At 66.1% G+C, this 19,993-nt stretch carries 17 protein-coding genes; 13 read left to right on the top strand and 4 right to left on the bottom strand.

The window, feature by feature from the left end:
- Positions 1–793: 793 nt before the first annotated feature.
- The 3 genes from putP to MAF45_RS03820 form a co-directional block, all read right to left on the bottom strand.
- A complete protein-coding gene (putP, locus tag MAF45_RS03830) occupies positions 794–2,278 on the bottom strand; it encodes a sodium/proline symporter PutP (protein ID WP_237978225.1) in 1,485 nt (494 codons plus the stop codon).
- 116 nt (positions 2,279–2,394) lie between these two features.
- Positions 2,395–3,516 (bottom strand): GTP 3',8-cyclase MoaA, encoded by a 1,122-nt coding sequence (gene moaA / locus MAF45_RS03825; protein WP_237978224.1) that lies wholly within the window; start codon positions 3,514–3,516, stop codon positions 2,395–2,397.
- 87 nt (positions 3,517–3,603) lie between these two features.
- The gene (locus tag MAF45_RS03820) at positions 3,604–6,771 is read right to left on the bottom strand and encodes a ribonuclease E/G (RefSeq protein ID WP_237978223.1); all 3,168 of its coding nucleotides are present in this window, start codon (positions 6,769–6,771) and stop codon (positions 3,604–3,606) included.
- A 759-nt stretch (positions 6,772–7,530) separates the two neighbouring features.
- Here MAF45_RS03820 and MAF45_RS03815 point away from each other — a divergent pair.
- Positions 7,531–8,556, top strand: a complete 1,026-nt coding sequence (locus MAF45_RS03815) for an RluA family pseudouridine synthase (protein WP_237978222.1) — start codon at positions 7,531–7,533, stop codon at positions 8,554–8,556.
- On the top strand, positions 8,531–9,214 hold the full coding sequence (locus MAF45_RS03810) for an HAD family hydrolase (protein WP_237978221.1): 684 nt from the start codon (positions 8,531–8,533) through the stop codon (positions 9,212–9,214). The genes MAF45_RS03815 and MAF45_RS03810 overlap by 26 nt, the downstream gene beginning before the upstream one ends.
- A 29-nt stretch (positions 9,215–9,243) precedes the next feature.
- Here MAF45_RS03810 and MAF45_RS03805 read toward each other — a convergent pair whose 3' ends face one another.
- Positions 9,244–9,840: a Maf family protein gene (locus MAF45_RS03805; protein ID WP_237978220.1), complete on the bottom strand. Its 597-nt coding sequence runs from the start codon at positions 9,838–9,840 to the stop codon at positions 9,244–9,246.
- Between the two features lies 1 nt (position 9,841).
- Between MAF45_RS03805 and MAF45_RS03800 the strand changes: the two genes are divergently transcribed.
- The 11 genes from MAF45_RS03800 (at position 9,842) to rnc (ending at position 19,973) form a co-directional block, all read left to right on the top strand.
- A complete protein-coding gene (locus tag MAF45_RS03800; protein ID WP_237978219.1) occupies positions 9,842–10,390 on the top strand; it encodes a YceD family protein in 549 nt (182 codons plus the stop codon).
- Between the two features lie 74 nt (positions 10,391–10,464).
- Positions 10,465–10,650, top strand: a complete 186-nt coding sequence (gene rpmF, locus MAF45_RS03795; protein ID WP_237978218.1) for a 50S ribosomal protein L32 — start codon at positions 10,465–10,467, stop codon at positions 10,648–10,650.
- 273 nt (positions 10,651–10,923) lie between these two features.
- The gene (locus MAF45_RS03790; RefSeq protein WP_237978217.1) at positions 10,924–11,910 is read left to right on the top strand and encodes a beta-ketoacyl-ACP synthase III; all 987 of its coding nucleotides are present in this window, start codon (positions 10,924–10,926) and stop codon (positions 11,908–11,910) included.
- Positions 11,911–12,031: 121 nt separating this feature from the next.
- Complete coding sequence (fabD, locus tag MAF45_RS03785; protein WP_237978216.1) at positions 12,032–12,961, top strand: ACP S-malonyltransferase; 930 nt, start codon at positions 12,032–12,034, stop codon at positions 12,959–12,961.
- Between the two features lie 32 nt (positions 12,962–12,993).
- On the top strand, positions 12,994–13,764 hold the full coding sequence (gene fabG / locus MAF45_RS03780) for a 3-oxoacyl-ACP reductase FabG (RefSeq protein WP_237978215.1): 771 nt from the start codon (positions 12,994–12,996) through the stop codon (positions 13,762–13,764).
- 135 nt (positions 13,765–13,899) lie between these two features.
- Positions 13,900–14,142: an acyl carrier protein gene (gene acpP, locus MAF45_RS03775; protein WP_237978214.1), complete on the top strand. Its 243-nt coding sequence runs from the start codon at positions 13,900–13,902 to the stop codon at positions 14,140–14,142.
- Between the two features lie 121 nt (positions 14,143–14,263).
- Complete coding sequence (gene fabF, locus MAF45_RS03770) at positions 14,264–15,493, top strand: beta-ketoacyl-ACP synthase II (RefSeq protein WP_237978213.1); 1,230 nt, start codon at positions 14,264–14,266, stop codon at positions 15,491–15,493.
- Positions 15,494–15,666: 173 nt separating this feature from the next.
- On the top strand, positions 15,667–17,469 hold the full coding sequence (gene lepA / locus MAF45_RS03765; RefSeq protein WP_237978212.1) for a translation elongation factor 4: 1,803 nt from the start codon (positions 15,667–15,669) through the stop codon (positions 17,467–17,469).
- A gap of 41 nt (positions 17,470–17,510) precedes the next feature.
- Positions 17,511–18,317 carry a signal peptidase I gene (lepB, locus tag MAF45_RS03760; protein ID WP_237978211.1) on the top strand — a complete coding sequence of 269 codons (807 nt, stop codon included), beginning with the start codon at positions 17,511–17,513 and terminating at the stop codon, positions 18,315–18,317.
- Between the two features lie 43 nt (positions 18,318–18,360).
- Positions 18,361–19,245 carry a signal peptidase I gene (gene lepB, locus MAF45_RS03755; protein WP_237978210.1) on the top strand — a complete coding sequence of 295 codons (885 nt, stop codon included), beginning with the start codon at positions 18,361–18,363 and terminating at the stop codon, positions 19,243–19,245.
- 23 nt (positions 19,246–19,268) lie between these two features.
- Entirely contained in the window at positions 19,269–19,973 is a 705-nt protein-coding gene (rnc, locus tag MAF45_RS03750) for a ribonuclease III (protein WP_237978209.1), read from the top strand.
- The last annotated feature ends 20 nt before the right edge of the window (positions 19,974–19,993 follow it).

The raw sequence follows: 19,993 nt of genomic DNA, 5'->3' as shown, positions 1-19,993 counted from the left end.
TGGACAAATACCTCGAAAAGCGGGGCCTGCGATTTACCCGGTATGCTGACGATAACAATGTTTACGTCAGATCGAGGAGAGCGGGGGAACGAGTGCTCGAGAACTTAATCGCTTTTTATAGAGGGGAGGCTCAAGCTGCGAGTCAATCGCGGCAAGAGCGGCGTGTTTCGCCCCAACAGAGCGAAATTTCTCGGCTGCACCTTCGTCGGCACAACAGGTGCGCCCTGCGCGCACCCGAAAAGCTTCGGACGGCTCCGTGACAAACGGAAGGACATCTTCTACTGTGTGCGAGGAACTTTCCTGCGCGCAACCATCGGATTGCGTGGAAGAACCCGCGGACGAGAGAGCGAAATCTGATCAGAAGGGGCATAGCCCCCGAAAGAGCATGGAAGAGCTCAGTCAACGGCCGCGGGGCGTGGTGGAATTCGAAAGCCCTCCACATGCGGCAAGCGTTCGACAACAGCTTCTTCAAGCGGATGGGGCTTTTCGGCGTCCTCGAGATGCAGTAAGCCCGCCTCTTACGTTTGGACACCGCCGGATGCCGAACGGCATGTCCGCAGCCCTCACCGGGGCAATGCGGTGTGGGAGGGAGTGACCGTGAGGTCACTCTCTACCCGATCTTTCGGCAGGCAGGAGCGCCGGGAGCGGGATTTTGTTTTCCGGTCCGGTCTCTGGCGGGCGCGCCCCTGCCAGACCCCTGGGGCCCGCGGGGCCTTGCAGTGAAAAGGCAAAAAAACGCCCCGCCTGGGCTGAGCTTCGGCGGGGCGTGCCGGGTCCGCAAAGGGGACCCGCGTCAGGATTCGGCCTGCAGGCGCTTTTCCATCAGCCCGAAGTTCTTTTCCACGGAGGCGGAGGGCGCGGGCTCGAGCAGGCTCACGGCCCAGATCGCGATGCAGGCGAAGAGGAAGCCGGGGATGATTTCATAGAGCCCGAACCAGGCGAAGTGGTGCCAGACCAGCACCGTCACGGCGCCGGTCACCATGCCGGCGAGCGCACCGCCTCGGGTCATGCGCTTCCACCACAGGGAGATGAGGATCACGGGCCCGAAGGCTGCGCCAAAGCCCGCCCAGGCGTAGGACACGAGCGAGAGCACGAGGTTGTTCGGGTCCATGGCGAGAAAGATTGCGACCAGAGCGACCATGAGAACCATGCCGCGGCTGAAGATCATGAGTTCGCGGTTGCCGGCCTTCGGACGCAGGATCCGGCGGTAGAAGTCCTCCGTGAGGGTTGAGGAGCACACGAGCAGCTGGCACGACAGCGTCGACATCACGGCCGCGAGGATCGCCGACATCAGCACGCCCGCGATCCAGGGGTTGAAGAGAATGTTGCACAGCTCGATGAAGACGCGCTCGTGGTTTTCCGTCACGGGACCGGCGAGCTCGGGGTGGTTCGCGAAGAAGGCGGCGCCGAAGAAGCCGCAGGCGCAGGTGCCCACCAGGCAGAAGATCATCCAGGTGATGGAGATGCGCCGCGCGTTCGGGATCACGCGGATCGAGCGCGTCGCCATGAAACGCACGAGGATGTGCGGCTGGCCGAAGTAGCCGAGCCCCCAGGCGAGCAGAGAGATGACGCCGACGATGGTCTGGCCGCTCATCATGTTCACCATGTTCGGGTTGATGGAGGCGACGGTTGCCGTGGCCGCCTCGACGCCGCCCGAATCGATCACTACCGCGATCGGGGTGACCACGAGCGCGACGCACATGAGCGTCGCCTGGATCGTGTCGGTCCAGGACACGGCGAGGAACCCGCCGATGAACACGTAGGTAATGGTCGCGGCCGCCCCGATCCACAGCGCGCGGCTGTAGTCGAGGTGGAAGGCGTTTTCAAACAGCCTTGCGCCGGCCACCATGCCCGAGGCGCAGTAGATCGTGAAGAAAATAAGGATGATCGTTGCGGCGATCACGGCGAGCACGTTCGTCTTGTCTTCAAAGCGCTGGCGGAAGTAGTCGGGGATCGTGAGGGCGTTGTGGGAGATCTCGGTGTAGATGCGCAGTCTTGCGGCGGTCACGCGCCAGTTCACCCAGGCGCCGATCGTGAGCCCGATCGCGATCCAGGACTCGCAGATGCCCGAGAGGAACACCGCTCCGGGCAGTCCCATCAGCAGCCAGCCGCTCATGTCCGAGGCACCTACCGAGAGCGCGGTGACCAGGCCGCCGAGCTTGCGGCCTCCCAGAATGTAGTCGCCGAAGCTGCTCGTGTGGTGCCAGGCGTAGAAGCCTACGAGCACCATCAGCACGAGGTAGCCCACGAATGTGATCGCTGAAGGATTGCTAAACATAGTGCGGTGTTCTTATAAATAATCCTGAAGGGCAGTTTTTTAATGGTATCCCGTTTGGCGGCGCCGTTGCTGCGAAGGCGGCCGTTTTTTTGGCCCGTGCCGAAGGGGCCCCGCCTTCAGCCCCCGATGTAGCTCATTTCGACGCGCTTGCCCGTCTGCGCGGGACCGCTCTGCCGGAGCTCCGAGTAGTGGTTGTCGCGGGCGCTCCAGATGCGGCCGAGCGCCTGCGCGAGCTCCTCGTCCGTGCCCCCGGCGCGCATCATCGTGCGCAGGTCGACGCCGCTCTCGGCGAAGAGGCACAGGTAGGCCGTGCCGTCAAGCGACACGCGGAGCCTCGAGCAGCTGCGGCAGAACGGCGCAGAGACCGAGCAGATGCAGCCGAATTCGCTGCCGGAGCGTCCGTAGCGCCACCGCGTGGCGGTCTCGCTGGGGTTTTTCGGCGCAACGGGCTCGATGTCGTAGCGCGAGCGGACGATCGAGAGAATCTGCGCGGCCGTGACGACGTCGTTCATCCTCCAGCCGTTCGAGTTGCCGGTGTCCATGTATTCGATGAAGCGGACGGAGACTCCGCTGCCTTCGAAGTGCTCCAGCAGCGGAATGATCTGCGACTCGTTCACGCCGCGCTTCACCACGGTGTTCACTTTGGTGTTTTCAAAGCCCGCTTCGAGCGCCGCGCGGATTCCGTCGAGGACCTTGGCCGCCGGGAATCCCACATCGTTGAGCGACTGGAAGATCTCCTCGTCGAGCGCGTCAAGCGACACCGTGACGCGCGACAGCCCCGCCTTGCGCAGGGCGCGAGCCTTTCTGCGCAGCAGCGACCCGTTCGTCGTCATCGCGATTTCAAGCGGGCGGCCCTGCGGGGTGCGCAGCCGCGCCAGGTCGGCGACGAGCTCCTCCACGCCTTTCCTGAGCAGCGGCTCGCCGCCCGTGAGCCTGATTTTCGTCACGCCGTGGGCCGCAGCCACGCGCGCGATGCGCGTGATCTCCTCGAAGCTGAGCAGCTCCTCGTGCGGGAGGTAAGCCTTGTAGTCGTTCCATACTTCCTTGGGCTTGCAGTAGCGGCAGCGGAAGTTGCAGTGGTCGGTGAGCGAGATGCGGATGTCCTCGAGAGGGCGCCCGCGGCGATCGATCCAGTGGCCGCTCGATACGCGGACCGGTCCTGACACCGGGATCGGCGCGGCGGGAGAGGGGGCAAGGACGATCGGGATCACCCGGCTGTTGTCTTTCTGGTCGGCCATGGATTTGTCTGGTCAGTGCAGGCGCGGCGCGCGTCCGGGCTCCCCGCAGATGAGGGGGCCGGAGGGCGCGCCTGCCCGCGAAAGGCCTCAGAGGTCTTTTTTGGTTTCGATCTGCACCATCTCGACCTTTTCGGCCGGCGGCAGCACCCGGCGCGGACGGCCGGGAGCCTTGGGCTGGGTGTAGCTCACTTCGCCCACGAGATCGGGGTTGGTGTGCACGACCTGCAGGCCCGAGGCCTCGAGCTCTTTTTCAATGCCCGCGGCGCCTTCTGCGATGGTGGCGCCTTCTTCAGCCGCACTCTTGGCGGGTTCGGGCCGGGTTTCGACCTGAACGGGCGCTTCGGCGGCGCGCTGCGGGGCAGCCTCAGCCTTCGGGGCGGCCTCGGCCGTCTGCCGAGGCGTCTCCCGCGGGGATTCCTCGCGCTGCTGCGGCTCCTCCCGGCGCTCCTCTTCGGAGACGGCGGCAGGCTGCTGCGGCGCGGCCTGTGCAGTCTCTTCCGAGGCGGCCTCGGGCTTCTGGGCCGCGGACTCCTCGCGGCGCTCGCCCTTGCGGCCCCTGCGGCTGTGGCGGCCGCGGCGGCCTTCGCTGCGGCCGGCCTCGCGGGTAGCTTCAGCAACCGGCGCGTCCACGGCGCTTGCCACGGCCTGGGCGACCGGGTTCACGTCGGACACGGCGTTGTCCGCGGCAGCCGGCGCGATCGCAAGGCGGGCGGCCTTGTCCTCGATCGCCTTCATCTCCTGGGCGGCGAGCGCCTCTGGGTTCTCGGGCTCGGAGGCGGCACCCTCTTCGGAGCGGCGCGAGCCGCGGCGGCGGCGACGGCGGCGGGCCTCGCCTTCCGCGGAGGCGGCGGCCCCCTGCGCTTCAGGCCTGGCGCTCGGAGCCTCTCCGGACGGGGTCTGAGCGGGCTGCGCGGCGCGCGGCCTGGCCTTTTCCTCGGGAGCGGGCCTGGCGGCGGCCCCCTGCGCTTCAGGCCTGGCGCTCGGAGCCTCTTCGGACGAGGTCTGAGCGGGCTGCGCGGCGCGCGGCTTGGCCTTTTCCTCGGGAGCGGGCCTGGCGGCGGGCTCAGAAGCTTCGTTCACTGCGGGCTCCGTCCGCTCTTCCTGTGTCGGCGCGGCGGCGCGCTCCGTCTGGCGCACGCGCCTCGAGCGGCGGCGCCGGGTTTCGGACTCAAGGGGACGCGGCGCGCGGTGCTCCGCACCCCGCTCGCCCCGGTCTTCACGCTTTTCCTCGCCTTCTTCCCCGGTCTGGGTCCTCTCCTTCGCGGCGGCATCGGCGCGGCGCTCGGAGGCCGCGCGTCCGCGGCCTCTGCCGCGTCCGCGGCGGGCCTGACGCGAGTCTTCCTCAGACTCCGGCGCTTTCTTTTCAGGAGCGGCCTGAGCGGGCTTCGCCTCCTGCTTTGCGGGCTTGTCTTCCCCGGAGCTGCCGAGCAGCCGGTCAATCAGACGTGAGAAGAAGCCTTTCTTCGGCGCCGCGGCCCTGGGGGCGGGTGCCTTCGGGGCCTGCTCCGGCTCGGTCTTCCTCGTGTGCTCCACGTGGGCCGGGGCCGGCGTGTCACGGGCGATGCTCTTGATCACCGGAATCTGCTTGGGGCGGGCCGGGCGGTTGTCCTCGCTCTTCAGCGCGTAGGGGTCGGTCGCGACAGGCTGCAGGTCCTCGACGCGCTCAAAGCTCGCCACATTGTCCTCAAGCCGCTCGTCGGTCGCGCGCAGCCGCTCGATGTGGTAATGCGGGGTCTCAAGCGCCGTGTTGGGGATGAGCACCACGGGAATGCGGTTGCGCTGTTCGATCTTCGCGATGTCGGCGCGCTTTTCATTAAGGAGATAAGTGGCCACGTCGACGGGCACCTGGGCGTGGATCGCTCCGGTTCCGTCCTTGGCGGCCTCCTCCTGGATGATGCGCAGCACCTGCAGGGCGCTGCTTTCCGTGTCGCGGATCACGCCGATGCCGTTGCAGCGCGGGCAGGTGATGTGATGGCCTTCGGAGAGGGCCGGGCGCAGCCTCTGGCGCGACAGCTCCATCAGCCCGAAGCGGCTGATCTTCGCCATCTGGACGCGGGCGCGGTCATAGCGCAGGGCCTCCTTGAGGCGCTGCTCGATCGCGCGCTGGTTGCGGGGGTCCTCCATGTCGATGAAATCGATGACGACAAGGCCGCCCAGGTCGCGCAGCCTCATCTGCCGGGCGATTTCGTCGGCGGCCTCGCAGTTGGTGCGGAAGGCGGTCTCCTCGATGTCGGAGCCGCGGGTGGCGCGCGCGGAGTTGACGTCGACCGCAACGAGAGCCTCGGTGTGGTCGATCACGATCGCGCCGCCCGAGGGCAGCGTCACGGTGCGCGAATAGGCGGTTTCAATCTGGTGCTCGATCTGGAAGCGGGAGAACAGCGGGGTTTCCTCGCGGTAGCGCTTCACGCGGTTCACCATGTCGGGCATGACGTAGAGCATGAACTGCCGCACCTGGTCGTAGATTTCGTCCGTGTCGACGAGAATCTCCCCGATGTCGGGCTGAAAGTAGTCGCGCACCGCGCGGATGACGAGGTTGCTCTCCTCGACGATCAGGAACGGGGCGGGGTTCATGCGCTTGAGGTGCTGCCCGTCGACGACCGGCTCGGTGACGTAAGTGGTGGTCGTGCGGCCGTTTTCGGTGCGGGTGAGCTCGTACTGCGGGGTCGCGGCCTCGCAGATCGCGCTCCAGAGCTTGAGCAGGTAGTCAAGGTCCCACTGCAGCTCTTCCACGGAGCGGCCTATGCCGGCCGTGCGGGCGATGACCGACATGCCCTGCGGGAGGTTGAGCTCTTCGATCGCGTGGCGCAGCTCCTGGCGCTCCTCGCCCTCGATCCTGCGCGAGACGCCGCCGCCCCTCGGGTTGTTCGGCATCAGAACGAGGTAGCGGCCGGCCAGCGAAATGAACGTGGTGAGGGCGGCGCCCTTGTTGCCGCGCTCCTCCTTCTCGACCTGGACGATGATTTCCTGGCCTTCCCTCAGCGCCTCCTTGATGGTGCAGTTGTGGACGTCGACGTCCTTGCTGAAGTAGCTGCGGGAAACTTCCTTGAAGGGGAGGAAGCCGTGGCGCTCTTCGCCGTAGTCGACAAAGCAGGCCTCGAGCGAGGGCTCGATGCGGGTGATGATGCCCTTGTAGATGTTGGACTTGTGCTGCTCGTGTCCGACGGTCTCGATGTCGATGTCAACCAGGGTCTGCCCGTCGACGATCGCCACCCGGGTCTCTTCCGAGTGGATGGCGTTGAATAGCATGCGCTTCACTTGAGCACTCCTTGGCGCCACTGTCGCGGGCGCGTCAAGCGTGCGGAAGCCTGCACTGGGATTTTCGGCTGCGGCGGCCTGGCGGCCGCTTTCTCTCAACGCTGCTGAGCAATGCCCGGGTTCTCGCGTCGCCGGCATCCGGAGGCGGACGGGCCCGGTCTGCAGACAGCGCGGCCCCGGGCCCGGGGGAAGGAGTCCTCCGCGCCGCCGTGCAGCTCCGTCATGACAGCAGTTCGAGCGCTATCCACGTTCAGGGTTGATCCAAAAAAACAGCCAAAAAAACAAAACGTGCACGCACCGGCCGTTGCCCGCTTCTTTCTTCGGGGGGCGGGCCGGCTGCGGCACTCCATGCATTCTTTCGCAGTCGGGGGCGTGATGCTCTCGCACGGGCCCGACCGGCTCGTCCGTCCTCCAGCGCGCAGCTTCGCCGTGGCGTCTCGCCGGCGGCATTTCTGGGCGCGAGTACAGGACTTGCCTTAGTCAAAAAACAAATACTTTTTCCACGGCGGCGCCGGCCCGGGCGCGAAAATCGCCATAATGAAAGGCGCATCTTCGCTACGCGGGGGGCGTCACCGCCGCCCGGGGCCTCAGGGGCGCCGGGCTATCTGATCGTCAGGGGACCACAACGGCAGGCCGCGTGTTTTTTGCTGCGCGAAGCGCGGAAAAACGGCAGACCGGCAAGGGTTGCTCGAAACCGGATGGGGCTTAACGGGGGTCCGCACCTGAAAACGACGCCCTATAGTATAGTGGATAACATCTATGTCTGAGCTGAAATCAAGAGAAATTGTGCCGGTGCCCTCCTCGAGGGCCCTCAGCCTCTCGCCCGAGCAGGTGAACTGGGTGGAGATCGGTGAGGATGCCGCGGGGCAGAGAATTGACAATTTCCTGCTGCGGGTCTGCCGCGGGGTGCCGAAAAGTCACGTCTACCGCATCCTGCGCAGCGGCGAGGTGCGGGTGAACCGCAGCCGCTGCAGCGCCGAGCGGCGGCTTGAAAAAGGCGATGTCGTGCGGGTGCCCCCGATGCGGATCGCGCAAAGGCAGGATTCCGGCCCCCGGGCCGCTCCGCTGCCTGACGACACGCTTCCGATTCTTTTCGAAGACCGCGACCTGCTCGTGGTCGACAAGCCTGCGGGGCTCGCCTGCCACGGAGGCAGCGGCATTGCCTTCGGGCTGATCGAGCGGCTGCGGGCGAGCCGCCCGGGCGAGCCCTTCCTCGAGCTCGCCCACCGCCTGGACCGGGACACCTCGGGAGCGATCGTGATCTGCAAGAGCCGCCGCGCGCTGGTGCGCCTGCAGCGGCAGATGCGCGAGGGCGGCGTCGAGAAGCACTACCGGGCGCTTGTGAAGGGCGACTGGCAGAACGAGCGCCAGCACGTGAAGCTGCCGCTGTTCAAGTACGTCACCCGCGAAGGCGAGCGGCGCGTCCGCGTCGACGAGGAAAAGGGAGTTCCCGCCCACTCGATTTTCACGCTGCTGCGCCGCTACGGGCCGGTGAGCTACCTCGACGTCGAGCTGCTCACGGGGCGCACCCACCAGATCCGCGTGCACGCCGCGGCCAGCGGCTTCCCGCTCGTGGGCGACGACAAGTACGGAGACTTCGACTTCAACCGCTCGGTGGAAAAGGGCTCGCTCGGCGTCCCCTTCAGGCGCATGTTCCTGCATGCGGCGAGGCTTTCCTTCGAGCATCCGGTGACCCGCGAGCCGCTCCTGATCGAGGCGCCGCTGCCCGGGGCCTGCCGTAACCTGCTGGACACACTCGATGAACAGAGAAAAAAGGCCGTTTGAACTCTACGTCTTCGACTGGGACGGAACGCTCATGGATACGACGCGTTTCATCGCGTTGTCGATCCAGCAGGCTGCCCGCAGCCTCGGCTATCCCGAGCCCACATTTGCGGTGGCCGAGAGCGTGATCGGCCTCGGGCACGAGGACATGATGCGCCGGGCGGTGCCCGAGTGTCCGGCCTCGGAGTACGAGCGCTTCGCCGCCGAGTACTGGAAGGCCTACATCGGACAGGAGGCGGGGCTGCCCGGGCTGCATCCCGGCATTGAGGCGCTCCTCTCGAACATGAAGCGCGCGGGCCTGTGGCTGGCGGTCGCCACTGGCAAGAGCCGCGGGGGGCTCAACCGCGTCTTCCGCAAGACTGGGGCGGGGCCGCTTTTCGTTGCGACGAAGACGGCGGACGAAACCGCCTCCAAGCCTGCCCCGGACATGCTGATCGAGCTGTCCGAGGAGCTGTGCGTGCCGGCCCCGCGCATGGTGATGGTGGGCGATGCGGTGCACGACCTTGAGATGGCGCGCGCGGCCGGGGTGCCCGCGATCGGGGTCACCTGGGGCGCGGCCCGGCGCGACTCGCTCGAAGCGCTTTCGCCCCGGGCGGTGGTCGATGACGTGCCGCAGCTCGCGCGCGCGATGGGGGTGGAAGACCTGTTGCCCGCCGCCTGAAGCCCGCGGGCAGAAGGGAAGGGGCGCGCTCAGCGCAGCCCCGGAAGCACCTCGAGCCCGGACTGGGCGAGCAGCGTGGTGAGCGCGATGAGCGGCAGCCCGATGAGCGAGGTGGGGTCGTCGGACTTCACCGACTCCATGAGCGCGATCCCCAGGCTTTCGATTTTGGCCGACCCAGCGCAGTCAAAGGGTTTTTCGCGGTCCACGTAGGCTTCGATCGTCTCGCGCGAGAGCGGCCGCATGCGCACCTCGGTGGCCGAAAGCCGCTCGCGCGCCGTGCCGTCGGGCGCGATCACGGCGAGGGCCGTGTAGAAGGTGACGGTGCGGCCCTGCATGGCGAGCAGCTGTTCGACCGCACGCTCCCGGGTGTGGGGCTTGCCGAGCTTTTTCCCGCCCAGGTCCGCGACCTGGTCGGAGCCGATCACGACGGCCCCGGGGTGGCTCTTCGCGACAAAGCGCGCCTTTTCCACGGCGAGCCTCTGCGAGGTCTGCAGCGGGGTTTCGCCATCGAGGGAGCTTTCGTCGATGTCGGAGGCGATCGCCTCGTAGGCGATCCCGAGCCTGTCAAGCAGCTCGCGGCGGTAGCGCGAGCTTGAGGCCAAAATAAGCGGAGGATTCTTTATCATAATGGGCACTTATTGTAACGAACTAGAGGAAACAGGCATGGGAGCGGTCCTGATAGATGTGTTCAGGCTTTCGCAGGACCGGCAGTGCGCCTCCGGTGTGCTCGAGGTCTCTGAGCTGCCGAGGCTCGCCGCCGCTCCGGGGGCGTTTCTGAGCGGGCACCTCGCCTGGAGGGCGCAGGGAACCGAAGGGCGCCGCGGGCTTGCAGGGGCAGTGCTGAGTGTGAAGGGGGAGCTGCACGGGACTTGCTGCCGCTGCGGCGCTCCGATCACGCTGCCCGTGCACCTAGAGACTTCCTTTCTCTTTGCGAAGAGCGAGGCCGAGGCCGACGCCATCCCGCTTTCCGAAGACGGGGATGACGAAATTGTTGTAGGATCTACCCGCTTTGACGCGGCCGCGTGGGTCGAGGAGGAAGTGCTCCTGGCGCTGCCGCTTTTCCCTGCGCACGATGACTGCGAGCCGCCCTCCGGGCCCGGGGAAGAGGATGAGCCCGGCAAAGGGGGCAGCCGCAGTCCCTTTGCCGTTCTCGCGGGGCTGAAGGTCAGGCATTAGGTTTTTTCCGGAAGCCCTTCACAAAATTCCGGAGATTTGTTTATAATGCCCTGTTTTCAACGTGGGGTCTAAAAATGGCTGTACAACAGAATAAAAAATCGACTGCCCGCCGTGGCAATCGTCGTTCGCATGACTTTCTTTCCAATCCGGCTCTCGCCGTCGAGCCGACGACCGGTGAAGTGACTCGCCGTCACCACATCAGCCCGTCGGGCTTCTACCGCGGCAAGAAAGTGGTCGAGACCAAGAAAGACGAGGAATAATGTCCTGCAGCGGCATCGCCGCGTTTTTTTCCGGGTGTGGGCTTGCGGCCTGAGACAGCCTGTGCTGCCTGGGCCCCACGGCCAGAGCTTCTTCCTCTAGCGAAGGAGCATCGGCCTTCCTCTCGGGGAGGGCTGGGACAGGTCCCGGGTTCATGCCGGGCATGAACGCGTCGGTTCCGCAAGAGACATTGAATGCGCAAGCGAAGAAAAGAGGGCTGGTTCATCCAACCCTCTTTTTTTAAGTGTTTTTCATCCCGAGGAGGCTTGCTTCGAGTGACTGGACCAACTCTTTTCAGCCGTATTGCCGGCACCGGCAGCGCCCTGCCCACCAGGCGCGTGACCAACGCCGAACTGGCCGCAGCGCTTGCTGCACGAGGCATCGAAACGAGCGACGAGTGGATACGCACGAGAACCGGGATCGCCGAGCGGTGCATCGTCTCGGAAGGCGAGACGACCCACACGCTCGCCCTCGAGGCCTCCAGAAGCGCGCTGCAGGCCGCCTCCTGCGGCCCGTCGGACATCGACCTCGTGATCGTGGCCACGACCACCCCCGACGAGCTCTTCCCCTCCGAGGCCTGCAGGCTGCAGGCCTCGCTCGGCATACCGCCCTGCGGCTGCTTTGACCTGCAGGCGGTCTGCTCGGGGTTCGTCTACGCGCTCATCACAGCCGATTCGCTGATTCGGAGCGGCGCGGCGCGCCGGGCTCTCGTCGCGGGGGCGGACACCTTCTCGAGGCTGCTCGACTGGGATGACCGCTCGAGCTGCGTGCTCTTCGGCGATGGAGCGGGCGCCGTGGTCCTTGAGGCGAGCGACGAGCCCGGTCTGGTCGCAGGCGTCCTTGTTGCAGACGGCAGCCGCGGAGACATCCTGCGGGTTCCGGGCCGCATCGAAGGCGGCAGGCTCCTTGGCAGCGGCTTCCTCCACATGGAGGGGCGGGCGGTGTTCCGCGAGGCGGTGGAGTCGCTCGAGTCGACCGCCCGGGAGGTGCTCGCCCGGGCGGGGATGAACGCCTCGGACATTGACTGCTACATTCCCCACCAGGCCAACATCCGCATCATGACCCACGTGGCGGCCCGGCTCGGGATTCCACAGGACCGAATGGAAACGGCCGTGACGCACCACGGCAACACGTGCGCGGCCTCCGTTCCGCTCGCGCTCGACGAGGCGGTGAGAAGCGGCCGGCTGCGGCGCGGGCAGACGGCCCTGCTGCAGGGGGTCGGCGCGGGCATGACCTGCGCGGCCTCGCTGCTGCGCTACTGAAGCGGGGCGCCGGGGCCCGTCTCTGTTATATGATTCAGGAACGGCGCGGGGGCAGGCCGCCCGCAGGAGCGGAAAGGCCTCCTCCGGCGCGGCGGTACAGACAAAACTAAAGGAACCATTCATGCGCTTGGCAATACTTTTCCCCGGGCAGGGCTCGCAGAGCGTCGGCATGCTCTCCGGGTTTGCAGGCAACGTTGCCGCGGAGTCGGTCATGCGGCGTGCGGGCGAAGCCCTCGGCGAGGATCTTGTGCGGCTTTGCAGCGAAGGTCCGGCCGACAAGCTCAACCTCACCGTGAACACGCAGCCGGCGCTGCTTGCCGCTTCGGTTGCTTTCTACGAGGCGTACCGCGAGGCCGGCGGCCCCGAGCCCGCCGTCATGGCCGGGCACAGCCTGGGCGAGTACTCGGCGCTTACGGCCGCCGGCTCGCTTGAACTCGAGGAGGCGGTTCCGCTCGTGCGCTTCCGCGCCCGTGCAATGCAGGAGGCGGTGCCGGTGGGCCGCGGCGGCATGGCCGCGATCCTCGGGCTCTCCGACGAGGACGTGCGGGCGGCCTGCGCGGAGGCCTCCGCCGCGGGCGTGGTCGAGCCGGTGAACTTCAACTGCCCCGGCCAGGTCGTGATCGCGGGAATCAGCGAAGCGCTCGAGCGGGCCTGCGAGCTGTGCCGGCAGAAGGGCGCGAAGCGCGCGCTGAGGCTTGCCGTTTCGGCGCCGTTTCACAGCTCACTGCTCAAGCCGGCCCGCGACCGGCTCGCGCAGAGGCTTGAAAGCACCGGGGTGAAGCCCTGCCGCATCCCGGTCTACGCCAATGTGGACGCCCGGCTGCATACGACGCCCGAGGCCATACGCGGGGCGCTCGCGCGCCAGGCCTGCAGCCCGGTGCTGTGGTCCTCGATCATGGCCGAGATGAAGCGGGCGGGCGTCACGCACATGATCGAGTGCGGGCCTGGCCGCGTGCTCTCGGGGCTTGCGCGGCGCTGCGTCCCGGACATCCCCTGCTACAGCGTGAGCAGCGAGGAGACGCTTGAGGCGGCGCTTCGGGCGATCAGCTGAGGCAAAGGCCTGAAAGCACGAGGAGAAACTCTATGGAAAACAGCATTTTTTCTTCTGACTGCCTGTCCGGCCGCGTCGCGCTCGTGACAGGAGCAACCCGGGGCATCGGAGCCGCCACGGCCGACCTGCTTGCGCGCATGGGCGCGGAAGTGATCGGCACTGCCACGAGCGCCGAAGGCGCGGAGAAAATAACGGCCCGCCTTGAGGCCGTTCGCCCCGGCGCGGGCCGCGGCGCGCAGCTTGACGTTAACGACGCAGCCCTGTGCGACGAGCTTGTGGCCGGCATCGTGCGCGACCGCGGGCACCTTGACATTCTCGTGAACAATGCGGGCATCACCCGAGACGGACTGCTCATGCGGATGAAGGACGAGGACTGGGAGCGGGTGATCGTCACCGACCTGTCGTCGGTCTTTCGGCTCTGCCGCGCGGTCTGCCGCCCGATGCTCAGAGCGCGCTTCGGGCGCATCATCAACCTCACCTCGGTGGTGGCCTGCTCGGGCAATGCCGGGCAGACGAACTACGCAGCTGCGAAAGCGGGCCTCATCGGCTTTACCCGCTCGCTCGCGCGCGAGATCGGCAGCCGCGGCGTCACCGCCAACTGCATCGCCCCGGGCTTCATTGACACGGACATGACCCGGGATCTGCCCGAAGAGCACCGCGCCGCGCTGCTCGCGCAGATCCCGCTGGGGCGTCTGGGCCGAACGGATGATGTCGCGCAGTCCGTCGCCTTCCTCGCGAGCCCCGCCGCCGCGTACATTACGGGCGCCGTGATCCCGGTCAACGGTGGCATGTACATGGGATAATTCCGGCGGAATTGGTAAAATGCTTTCGAGTTCTTATATAATCTCAGCCCGATTGAAGTTTTGCTGCAGGGCCGGATTCACGATCCGTCAATTTTTCTCTGCAGAGTAAACATTTGTCCGAATCCGGAGAATTAAATGGAAGATATTGAACAGCGTGTCAAGAAGGTTGTTGCCGAACAGCTGAGCATCAACGAAGCGGACATCAAGAACGAATCCGCCTTCATTGAAGACCTCGGGGCGGACAGCCTCGACACGGTCGAGCTCGTGATGGCCCTGGAAGACGCCTTCGGCATCGAAATCCCTGACAGCGAGCAGGAGAAGCTGCGCACCGTCCAGCAGGCGATCGACTACATCAAGGCCCACCAGAAGAAGGCCTGATGCCTGACTTCCGGTTCCGGCGGCCCTGAAAGGCTCCCGGCCAGCCCGAGAAGAGGAAACCAGGAGCTGACTGGTTTCCTTTTTTTGTCTTGAGTTTTTTTGTTGTGGAGAACAGCACAATATGCGACGCGTAGTGGTCACCGGGCTCGGCATGGTCTGCCCGATCGGAAATACTGTGGAAGAGGCCTGGAAAAATGCCCTGGCAGGCGTCTCCGGCATCGGACGCATCACCCGCTTTGATCCGACCGAGCACGGCTGCCAGATCGCCGGCGAGGTGAAGGAGTTCGACGCCACCCGCTTCATGCCCGCGAAGGACGCGCGCCGCTTTGACCGCTTCGTGCAGCTCGGGGTCGCCGCAGCCACGCAGGCTCTCGAGGACAGCGGCCTGGAGGTGACCGAGGAGAACGCGCCGCGCATCGGGGTTTCGATCGGTTCGGGCATCGGCGGCCTCATCTCGATCGTGGAAAACGGCAACACGCTGCAGGCCCGCGGCCCGAGGCGCGTCTCGCCCTTCCTCATCCCGGGCTGCATCGTGAACTCCTGCTCGGGCGAGTTCTCCATCCTGAAGGGACTGAAGGGCCCCAACGTCGCCATGGTGACCGCCTGCTCGACCGGACTGCACTCGATCGGCGAGTCTGCGGCGATGATCGCCCGGGGAGACGCTGACGCGATGGTGGCCGGCGGCACCGAGGCCGCGGTCTGCCCGGTCGGCATCGCCGGCTTTGACAACATGCATGCCCTGTCGCGCCGCAACGACGAGCCCGAGAGGGCCTCGAGGCCGTTTGACCAGGATCGGAGCGGCTTCGTGATGGGCGAGGGCAGCGGCGTTCTCGTGCTCGAGGAGTACGAGCACGCCCGGGCACGCGGCGCCCGGATCTACTGCGAAATCGCCGGCTACGGGCTTTCGGGCGACGCCTACAACATCACCGCCCCGTCGGTCGACGGTCCGGTGCGCTGCATGCGCATGGCCCTCGAGCACGCGGGGATGAATCCCTCGGACATCGATTACCTCAACGCCCACGGCACCTCGACCCCGATCGGGGACGCCAACGAGTGCCGCGCCGTGCTCGAGGTCTTCGGCGAGGCCGCCCGGCATCTTGTGATGAGCTCCACCAAGTCGATGACGGGGCACCTGCTCGGAGGAGCGGGCGGCATTGAATCGGTCTTCACTGTGCTCGCCATCCGCGACCAGGCGGTTCCCCCGACCATCAACCTGGAGCACCAGGATCCCGCCTGCGCGATTGACTGCTGCCCGAACGAGGCACGGCAGATGCCGGTGCGCGCCGCGATGAAGAACTCCTTCGGCTTCGGCGGGACCAACGCGACCGTCATCTTCCGGCGGCTCGGCTGACGCCCCGCCGCTGCCGAAAGCCTTCCTTTCTGGTCCGGCCGCCGCTTCGGCCGGCCGGGTCCTCCATGATAAAATTCAACGCCTGCCGCGCGAGCCGGGGAGCGCAAGCAAACAGTCCCCGGCGGCCGCGGCGCTTTCGGCCGGACCCCCGGACGCGGACGCCATAAACTTCCATGAACAACATTCGCAATTTTTCGATCATTGCCCACATAGACCACGGGAAATCCACTCTCGCCGACCGCATCATCGAGCGCTGCGGGGGACTTTCCAGCCGCCAGATGGAGGAGCAGGTGCTCGATTCGATGGATCTCGAGCGAGAGCGCGGGATCACGATCAAGGCCCAGACCGCCTCCCTCAAGTACAAGGCGAAGGACGGCTGCGTCTATGAGCTCAACCTGATCGACACCCCCGGGCACGTGGACTTCTCCTACGAAGTGTCGCGCTCGCTGTCGGCCTGCGAGGGGGCGCTGCTTGTGGTCGATGCGACGCAGGGCGTTGAGGCGCAGACGGTGGCGAACTGCTACACCGCCATCGAGCTTGGCGTCGAGGTGATCCCCGTGCTCAACAAGATGGACCTCGCCTCGGCCCGGCCCGACGAGGCCCGCGCCGAAATCGAGGACGTGATCGGCATCGAGGCCGACGACGCGATCCTCTGCTCGGCAAAGACCGGGATGGGGATCGACGAGATCCTCGAGACGGTCGTGCACCGCGTGCCCGCCCCGAAGGGCGACCGCGCAGGCAAGCTCAAGGTCCTCGTGATCGACTCCTGGTACGACAGCTACGTGGGCGTCGTGATGCTCGTGCGGATCAAGGACGGCACGCTGCGGGTGAAGGACAAGATCAGGCTCATGGCCACCGGGGCGACGCACCTGGTCGAGCAGCTCGGCATCTTCAGCCCGAAGTCCACGCCCCGCGACATGCTCCAGGCGGGCGAGGTAGGCTTCATTGTGGCCGGCATCAAGGAGATCAAGGACGCCCGCGTGGGCGACACCGTGACGCTTGCCGCGAATCCGGCCGACGAGCCCCTGCCGGGCTTCATCGAGGTGAAGCCCCAGGTTTTTGCGGGGCTCTACCCGGTCGAGGCCTCGGAGTACGATTCGCTGCGCGACGCGCTCGAGAAGCTGCAGCTCAACGACGCGTCTCTGCACTTCGAACCCGAGGTAAGCCAGGCCCTCGGCTTTGGCTTCCGCGCCGGGTTCCTGGGGCTGCTGCACATGGACATCGTCCAGGAGCGGCTCGAGCGCGAGTACAACCAGAACCTCATCACCACGGCCCCGTCGGTCGTCTATGAGGTGAAGCTCACCAACGGCGAGGTGATCAAGGTCGACAACCCCTCGAAGCTGCCCAGCGTGGACCGCATCGAGGAGATCCGCGAGCCGATCGACACGGTGACGATCTTCGTGCCGAACGAGTACGTGGGCACCGTGATGAAGCTGTGCCAGGAGAAGCGGGGCATTCAGAAGAACCTCGCCTACCATGGCCGCCAGGTCCACCTCACCTATGAGCTGCCGCTTGCGGAGATCGTGCTCGATTTCTTCGACACGCTCAAGTCGATCACCCGCGGCTACGCCTCGATGGACTACGAGTTCCTCGAGTTCCGGGCCAGCGACGTGGTCAAGGTCGACATGCTGATCAACGGCGACCGCGTCGACGCCCTGTCGACCATCATCCACAGGAGCAGCGCGAGGCGGCGCGGCCGCGAGATCGCCGCGAAGCTACGCGAGCTCATCCCGCGGCAGATGTACGATGTGGCCATACAGGCCGCGATCGGCGGGGAGATCATCGCCCGCGAGAACGTGAAGGCCATGCGCAAGAACGTGCTCGCGAAATGCTACGGCGGTGACATCACGCGCAAGAGAAAGCTGCTTGAAAAGCAGAAGGCGGGCAAGAAGCGCATGAAGCAGGTGGGGCACGTCACCATTCCGCAGGAGGCGTTCCTCGCCGTGCTGCAGATGGGCGACGCGAGGAACCAGTAACGCGCCGGGCGGCTTGACGCGCGCTCGAAGGCAGGGAGGCTATGGACTACACGCTGCTCATTGTGGCGGTCACTCTGGCGGCCGGGGTCCTCTGGGGGCTCGACCGCTGGGTGTGGGCGCCCGAGAGGCTCGCGAGCCTCGGGCCGCACGCCAGGCGCCCGCGCTGGCTCGACTACACGGCCGGGCTCTTTCCGATCCTGCTGCTCGTGCTTGCGTTCCGCAGCTTTGTCTTCGAGCCCTTCCGCATTCCCTCCGGATCGATGATGCCCACGCTCGTGCCGGGCGACTTCGTGCTCGTGAACAAGTTCGTCTACGGCCTGCGGCTGCCGCTGCTCAACCTGAAGATCGTGCGGGCGAAGGAGCCCGCGCGCGGCGACGTGATCGTGTTCCGCTATCCGGTCAACCCGCGGCTCGACTACATCAAGCGCGTGGTGGGGGTGCCCGGCGACGAGGTGGTGTATCTTGACAAGAGGCTTGTGATCAACGGCGAGCGCCAGCCCCTGAGCCGTCTGCCCTCTTCGCGGGCGGGCGAGGGCACGAAGGAGAGCTGGCAGCAGCTGCGGCTCGAGAACCTCGACGGCCGGCGCCACCGCATTGTGCTCGATCCGCGTCTGTCGCCCGAAGTGCGCCCGGTGCCGGGGATGAGCGCCGCGCAGGACTGCCGCTACAGCCGCCGCGGCATCGTCTGCCGGGTTCCCGAGGGGCACTACTTCGTCCTCGGCGACAACCGGGATTATTCGCAGGACAGCCGCTACTGGGGCTTTGTCCCGGAAAAGAACATCGTTGGCCGGGCGTTCCTCGTCTGGGCCAATTTCTCGAACATGAAGCGGGTCGGCCGCATTCCCTGACGGGCGGCCCGGAAAGAAGCTGATAAGCAGAGAGGAGCAAGGAATGAACTTTCCACTGATACTGCTGGTGCTCACCGTGGTGACCGGCGTTTTCTGGCTGGGGGACGTCTTCTACTGGAAAAAGAAGCGGCTCGCGGCTGAAAAGGCGGCCCTCGAGCGCTTCGACCTCGAGCATGCCGGCGAGGAGCAGAGCCCGCAGCTGCTGGACGCGCGCAAGACCGCGGGCTACCTCGCGCGCCGCCGCCCCGGCTGGCTCGAGTGGACCGCGGGGCTCTTCCCGGTGATCCTCCTCGTCTTTGTCGTGCGCAGCTTCGTGATTGAGCCGTTTCGCATTCCCTCGGGCTCGATGCTGCCCACCCTCGAGGCCGGGGATTTCATCGTCGTGAACAAGTTCCAGTACGGCGTGCGCTTCCCGGTGCTCAACACGCGGCTCACCCGCGGAGAGAAGCCCAAGGCGGGCGATGTGATTGTCTTTGATCACCCGCTCACCCCGGGCACCGACCTCATCAAGCGCATCGTCGGCACCCCCGGCGACCATGTGGTCTACAGCGGCAAGAAGCTCTTCATCAACGGGCGCGAGCAGCCGCAGAGCGCGGTGGGCGACTATGTCGACCGCGAGCTCATGATCACGCTTTCGGAAAAGAAGGAAAAACTCGAGGGCGTCGAGCACCGGATCGTGCTCGACCCGCGCGCGCCCGACGCCACGAGCCCGATGGGTCCCTCGACCCACCCGGGGGCGATTCACTACACCGATCAGGGCTTTGAGACCACGGTGCCCGAGGGCTGCTACTTTGTGATGGGCGACAACCGGGACAACTCCGACGACGGCCGCTACTGGGGATTCGTGCCCGAGCAGAACATCATCGGCAGGGCTTTCTTTATCTGGCTTAACATAGGGCATATGTCCCGGGTGGGATCTTTTAGGTGAGTGTGTGCGGAAAAGAGCGCGAAATGCTTGAACTGACTGAGTTAGAAAAACGCATCGGCTACGCCTTCAGCAACAAGGCGCTGTTGCAGCGCGCGGTGACGCACCGCAGCTTCAGCGCGGACCACAACGAGCGGCTTGAATTCCTGGGCGACTCGGTGCTCGGCTGCACTATCGGCTACGAGCTTTTCAAAATGGACCAGCACTTCTCCGAAGGCAGGCTCTCGCGGGTGCGCTCGAACCTCGTGTGCGAGAAGGCCCTCGACGAGATCGCCGCCGAGGTGAAAATCAGCGATTTCCTGCGGCTTGGGTCCGGAGAGCTCCGCTCGGGAGGGCTCACGCGTCCCTCGATCATCGCCGACGCCATGGAGGCGGTGTTCGGGGCGGTGTTCCTCGACGGCGGGTTCGAGCAGGCGCAGAAGGTGATCCTGCGGCTCTACCGCGACATTCTCGAGGACCTTCCGGAGCGGATGTCGAAGGATGCGAAGACGAGGCTGCAGGAGCTGCTGCAGGGCAACCACCTGCCGCTGCCCGTCTACCGGGTGCTTAGCGCGGAAGGGCAGGCGAACGCGAAGACCTTCCGCTGCGAATGCTTCATCGAGAAGTTCGCCCTGCGCACGATAGGCGAGGGCACCAAGCGCCAGAGCGCGGAGCAAAACGCGGCGAAGGCGGCGCTCGAGGCGCTGCGCAGCCTGCCGCAGGCCGCTTCGCTTAAGGCCGTGGAGTCCTGAAGGCGAGCAAAAGGGCAGCG

Origin of the sequence: Mesosutterella porci, from assembly GCF_022134585.1 — a bacterium.
Taxonomy (GTDB): domain Bacteria; phylum Pseudomonadota; class Gammaproteobacteria; order Burkholderiales; family Burkholderiaceae_F; genus Mesosutterella; species Mesosutterella porci.
This window is presented reverse-complemented; position numbering and strand designations above follow the sequence as displayed.